Genomic DNA, 5,742 nt, shown 5'->3' with positions numbered 1-5,742 from the left:
CACCTCGACGTCGACGCGAAGGACGTGAAGCGCGGCGTTCGGGCGGCCAACGGGACTCCCATTCAGTTCACGACCATCGCGGTGAGCGACGCGATCGCGATGGGGCACGAGGGGATGAAGGCCTCGCTGGTAAGCCGGGAGGTGATCGCCGACTCCGTCGAGTTGATGGTCCTGGCCGAAGCGTTCGACGGTCTCGTCGCGATCGCCGGGTGCGACAAGAGCCTCCCGGGAATGATGCTGGCGATCGCCCGCCTGAACATCCCTGCAGTGTTCCTGTACGGTGGGACGATCCTGCCCGGCAAGTTCGACGGCCGGGACGTCACGATCGGGGACGTCTACGAAGCGGTGGGGGCCCACGCCAAGGGGCGGATGACCGATGAGGATCTGTATCGTCTCGAGTGTGTGGCCTGTCCAGGAGCGGGGTCGTGCGGCGGCCTCTTTACAGCCAATTCGATGTCGTCCTGCGTCGAGGCGCTCGGGATGTCTCTCCCGGGGACCGCGTCGATTCCGGCGCTCGACCCGCGCCGGCCGGAGATCTGCCGGCGGACGGGCGAGACCGCGATGCGGCTCCTCGCCGATGGCCTGCGCCCCAGGGACATCTTGACGATCAAGGCGTTCGAGAACGCGATCGCAGCCCTCGTCGCAATGGGAGGATCCACCAACGGGGTGCTCCACCTCCTCGCGATCGCCCGAGAGGCCGGCGTGGCCCTGGCGCTGTCCGACTTTGACCGGATCAGCCGCAAGACCCCCCATATTGCCGACCTGCGTCCCGGCGGGCGGTACACGATGGCCGATCTAGACAAGGTCGGCGGTGTCCCCGTGATCTTACGTGAACTGCTCGACGGAGGACGCCTCCACGGTGAGGTCCTCACGGTCACTGGACGAACGATGGCCGAGAACCTCCAGGACATCCGGCGCCCCGAGAAGCAGGACGTCGTCAGGCCCCTAAGCAACCCGATCGCGCCGACCGGGACCCTGGCCATTCTCAGCGGATCGCTCGCGCCCGACGGGGCGGTGATCAAGACCGCGGGGGTGAAGCGCCTGACGTTTCGCGGCCCGGCCCGAGTGTTTGAGAGGGAAGAGGACGCGATGGACGCCGCGGTCCATGGCCGGCTGTCGCCGGGGGACGTCGTGGTCATTCGGAACGAGGGGCCCAAGGGCGGTCCCGGGATGCGGGAGATGCTATCGGTGACCGGCGCCATCTATGGACAAGGGATGGGCGAGGAGGTTGCCTTGATCACCGACGGGCGGTTCTCGGGAGCCTCCCACGGACTGGTGATCGGCCACGTCGCCCCCGAAGCCGCGCACGGGGGGCCCATCGCGGTGGTGCGCGATGGGGACATCATCAGGATCGACGTCCCGCAGCGAAGGCTTGACCTCGAGATCCCAGCGGAGGATGTCCAGGCCCGGCTGCGCGCGTGGACTCCACTCCCGCCCCGATACCGCACCGGGGCCCTGGCGAAATACGCCGCGCTCGTGTCGTCCTCGGCACTGGGTGCCGTGTGCCTGCAGCCTTCTTAGAGGTTCGCTCGACATACGACCGAACGTGCGCCTATCCCTGACCTCGGCACCCTGCGAAAACCCAGTTTCCACGCGGCTCGCAGAAGGAAACAGGACCCCTCCCCCGAACACACTACCCCCGAGGACGCGGGCATAGTCTGGAGCGGGAGGGACCTATGACGAAAGCACAGTTCGCGGCGAAGCTGGCCGAGAAGCTCAAAGTGAGCAAAGCCGAAGGGGGACGGGTAGTCGAAGAAGTCACCGGGTTGCTCACGGCGACCCTCAAGAAGGGCGACCGGGTACGGTTCCCTGGGTTCGGTACGTTTCGGGTGTCCAAGCGAAAAGCCCGAATCGCCCGAAACCCACAAACGGGTGAGCCTGTGCGGGTTCCCGCACGGACAGTTCCCCGGTTCACTGCCGCGAAGGAGCTCAAGCTCGCGGTGAAGTAACCTCCAAATCCCACCGCCAAGGCCGCGGGGTCCGCGCCGCTCGTGGGCGTGGACCCCGCCGTTATCGGGCCGTGCGGCGCGCTGCCGTACGGTGTTCCGGGCGGGGAAGGCGAGGCGGAGGTTGGTCGCGATTCCCCCCAAAAAGTGGTACTATACCTAGTCGGAGGCTCGAGCCGCGACGCTCGGGCGCGAATAGTCTTTTGCCGCCCCAGCATGATTCTGCTTTGCGCCTCCCAGGAGGCAAATAGCCGTCCATGAAAGTCAATCGGATGAAACTACTCGTCGGTGGCGTGCAGCTCCGAGATGGCGTGTCCACGATCACCGATCTTCTCGGCCGCATCCTGAGCCGGGCGGGGCTGTACGTCATGGGGCTGGAGCGGGGGTTCGCCTCGACCATCTACGGCGCACACCAATACGATCCGCTGGTGATCACCGAGGAACCCGCAGTGTCGTGGGGGGACGAGGGGCTCGACATCCTCGTCGGTCTCGAGTACGACGTCGATCCCGATGGCCCCGAGCAACCGAACCGTGACTCAGTGTTCCGGCACGGTCGCAACGTGGTGGACGGTGGAGTCCTCATCTACGATAGTTCCAGCGGGGCGATTCCCGTCGATGCCCTCGAAGCGCGCGGCATCCGGGTATTTTCGATTCCCGCCCGCCAGATCGCGACGCGAGATCTGAAGAAGGAAGTCGTAAAGAACGTCGTCATGACGGGCGCGCTCTTTCGCCTCCTCGAGTTCGATCGAGACGAGCAGTGGCTCCGCCGTCTCCTCGAGGAGCGATTTGGCCGCAAAGGCCCGGAGCTGGTCAACCTGAACCTGGAGGCTGCCCGGCGCGGGCGGGCAGCGGTTGAAGCGATCCTAGCCGAGCGCGGCTGGTCGAACGTAGGATACCGTCTCGAGCCGCGTCCCACCCCTGCGTCCGCGGTCTACATCTCCGGCAACGAGGCCCTCGTGATCGGCGCGATTGAGGCGGGCGTCCGCTTTTATGCCGGGTATCCGATTACACCGGCGTCCTCTATCCTCGAGTTTATGGAAGAGCATCTGCCCCGGTACGGCGGGCGTGCCTTGCAGGGGTCGAACGAGCGCGAGTCGATCAGGGCGGCCCTCGGCGCCAGCGCAGCCGGAGCGCTCAGCATGATCGGGACGAGCGGCCCCGGGCTCTCCCTCAAAGTCGAGGAGTTCGGCGTGTCGGGCGTCACGGAGACGCCGCTCGTAATCGTCGATGCGATGCGGGCAGGGCCGTCGACCGGGATGCCCACGAAGTCCGAGCAGGGAGATCTCTTCCTCGTGACCGGAGGCGGCCACGGTGAGATCCCGCGCATCGTCCTCGCGGCCTCGTCGATCGAAGAGTGCTACACCTTGATCCACGAAGCCGTCCGTCTGGCCGAGATCTACCAGTGTCCGGTCTTCTTCCTCACGGACCTCAACCTGGGCGAAGGGCGAATGACGGTGCCCGAAGCCGTGTTCCGATCCGGCCAGGGGGCGGTGACCCGCCAACTGGCCACGGAGCAGCAGGCGCGCGAAAGCCGGTACCTACGATACAAGATCACCGACACCGGTATCTCCCCCCGGCTCCTCCCCGGTACACGCGGCGGGATCAGCAAGATCAACAGCACCGAGCACGACGAGTTTGGATTCGTGACCACGGACCCGCCGAAGCGCGTCGCGATGATGGACAAGCGGATGCGCAAGATGGCGAAGTACCTCCAAAACGATGCCAAGCCGCCCCAGGTGTTCGGGCAACTCGGGAAGGGACCGCTCCTGGTAGGGTGGGGGTCCACCCGCCCCGTCCTGCTCGACGCCCAGAAGCGGTTGCAGACCGAGGGCATCAACGCGGCGGTGGCACACTTTACCCACCTCTGGCCGTTCCCGACGGCGTTGGCCAAACCGATCCTCGAGGCCGGGAAGCCTGTGATCGTGTGCGAGCACAACTACATCGGGCAGCTGGCCGAAATCATCCAGGCGCATACGCTGGTGGCGGTGCGGCGCGTCCTCAAGTACAATGGGCGGCCGTTCTACCCGGCGGAGGTGGTCCGGGCCGTCCATGAGGTCACCCACAACGGGGCCACGGCGGTTCGCCTGGGCGGGAAGGATCCCGTAATGGTCGAGGTGAGCTCCGATGCCTGAGGCAACAAAGTCGGTCTGGGAACAGAACGCCGCTCCCCGGCACCGGATCCAATGGTGTCCCGGCTGCGGTGACTTTGCCGTGCTGAACTCGCTCAAGGCGGCCCTTACGACGCTGGAATTAACACCGACTGAGGTCCTGCTGGTCGGCGGGATCGGGTGCTCGGGCCAGATTCGGAACTATCTCAACGGCAACTCGTTCTACGGAACCCACGGCGGGGCGCTCGCCTACGCGCTGGGAGCCAAGATGGTGAACCCCGAGCTGACGGTGTTCGCTCTGGCCGGCGACGGCGACACGCTGGCGATCGGCATCGAGAACTTTGTTCACATCTCCCGCCGGGATCCGGACATCACCCTCGTCATCATGGACAACGGGGTGTACGGTCTCACGAAGGGACAGGATTCGCCGTCGGCGGGGCTCGGTCATCCGGCCAAGGTGTCCGTCGAAGAGCACCCGCCATTCCTCGATCCGGTCAAGATGGCTCTGACGTGCGGCGCGACGTTCATCGCGCAGTCGTTCTCCGGCGACCCCAAGCATACCACCGAGATGCTGGTCGAAGCGGTCCGGCACAAGGGGTTCGCGATGGTGAACGACTTTTCACCGTGCGTGACCTACAACAAATTCAACACCTACGACTGGTTTCGCGCGCACTGCGAGATGGTGCCGGGGGGCCACGATCCCAGTAGCGAAGATGCGGCCTGGGAATTGATCCGGGACTTCGAGCGGCGGGAGAAACTGCCGGTCGGGATCATCTTTCGGAAGCCAAGAGAGAAGGCGCCGGCCAAGCGATTGCCGATGTGGCAGGCCGAGCTCGAGCGGATCGATCTCGAGCCGATGCTCAAGGGATTGCGATAGCCAAAAGCACGCGCGTCGCCCGGTTTTGGGTGCCCGGCGGCGGGTGCCGCCTGGGCGTCTACGAGGACGACACGGTTCAGGCGCTTGCGTCCCCGGATTCATCTCCCGTGGAGTCGTTTGACGCCCTCGTTAAATTGGCGGGTGGACGCGCCGGCCTCACCAACGTCGTTCGGCAGCTCCGCAGGCACGGGACCGCCTTTTCATACCGCGATCTCGACCGCGCCCCGAGCCCTGAAGCGCCGCACCTGCTGCTTCCGGTGCAGCCGCACGAGGTCTGGGCGGCCGGCGTAACTTACGAGCGGAGTCGGGAAGCCCGGCTCGCCGAGACCACGACCGTCGGTATCTACGACAAGATCTATGATGCGGAGCGTCCGGAACTGTTCTTCAAGGCGACCGCATCCCGGTGCGTGGGACCGAACGCTCCGATCGGGATCCGCTCGGATTCACGCTGGACGGTACCGGAGCCTGAACTCGCGGTCGTCCTCAGCGAGGAAGGCGAGGTGCTGGGGTATACCTTGGGGAACGACATGAGCGCGCGCGACATCGAGGGCGAGAACCCACTGTACCTCCCGCAGACGAAGATCTACCGCGCGTGCTGCAGCATCGGCCCCACGATCCTCTTGTCCGACGAGCCTGTGGAACAGCGCCTCACTCTTTGGTGCCGCATCGAGCGCCGGGGGCGAGAAGTCTTCCGAGGCGAGGTTGGCACGTCCCGGATCCGGCGGCCGATCGCGGAGCTCGTGGCTTACCTCCGCCGAGCGAACGACATCCCCCCGATGACCGTGCTCCTCACCGGCACCGGCATTGTTCC

Annotated in this window: 5 protein-coding genes; all 5 read left to right on the top strand. The window is 65.7% G+C overall.

Features of this window, described 5'->3' with window-relative positions; translation table 11 throughout:
- Positions 1-1,521 (top strand): dihydroxy-acid dehydratase (gene ilvD / locus VFP86_15785; protein HET9001101.1); only part of this gene is annotated, 1,521 nt, incomplete at its 5' end.
- A 155-nt stretch (positions 1,522-1,676) separates the two neighbouring features.
- Positions 1,677-1,949, top strand: a complete 273-nt coding sequence (locus tag VFP86_15780) for an HU family DNA-binding protein (protein HET9001100.1) — start codon at positions 1,677-1,679, stop codon at positions 1,947-1,949.
- 254 nt (positions 1,950-2,203) lie between these two features.
- Complete coding sequence (locus VFP86_15775; GenBank protein ID HET9001099.1) at positions 2,204-4,078, top strand: 2-oxoacid:acceptor oxidoreductase subunit alpha; 1,875 nt, start codon at positions 2,204-2,206, stop codon at positions 4,076-4,078.
- On the top strand, positions 4,071-4,931 hold the full coding sequence (locus VFP86_15770) for a thiamine pyrophosphate-dependent enzyme (protein HET9001098.1): 861 nt from the start codon (positions 4,071-4,073) through the stop codon (positions 4,929-4,931). Before VFP86_15775 ends, VFP86_15770 begins: the two co-directional genes overlap by 8 nt.
- A gap of 107 nt (positions 4,932-5,038) precedes the next feature.
- On the top strand, positions 5,039-5,742 hold a 704-nt coding region (locus VFP86_15765; GenBank protein ID HET9001097.1), incomplete at its 3' end, for a fumarylacetoacetate hydrolase family protein.

It is taken from the genome of bacterium (assembly GCA_035703895.1).
Classification (GTDB): Bacteria; Sysuimicrobiota; Sysuimicrobiia; order Sysuimicrobiales; family Segetimicrobiaceae; genus Segetimicrobium.
Note: the sequence above shows the minus strand (reverse complement) of the source record. Positions and strands in the feature narration are given on the sequence as shown.

What these genes read in the sequence shown, in the direction of transcription:
- VFP86_15780 (HET9001100.1), top strand. Translation starts at nt 1,677, where the DNA reads ATGACGAAAGCACAGTTCGCGGCGAAGCTGGCCGAGAAGCTCAAAGTG.
- VFP86_15770 (HET9001098.1), top strand. Translation starts at nt 4,071, where the DNA reads ATGCCTGAGGCAACAAAGTCGGTCTGGGAACAGAACGCCGCTCCCCGG.
- VFP86_15775 (HET9001099.1), top strand. Translation starts at nt 2,204, where the DNA reads ATGAAAGTCAATCGGATGAAACTACTCGTCGGTGGCGTGCAGCTCCGA.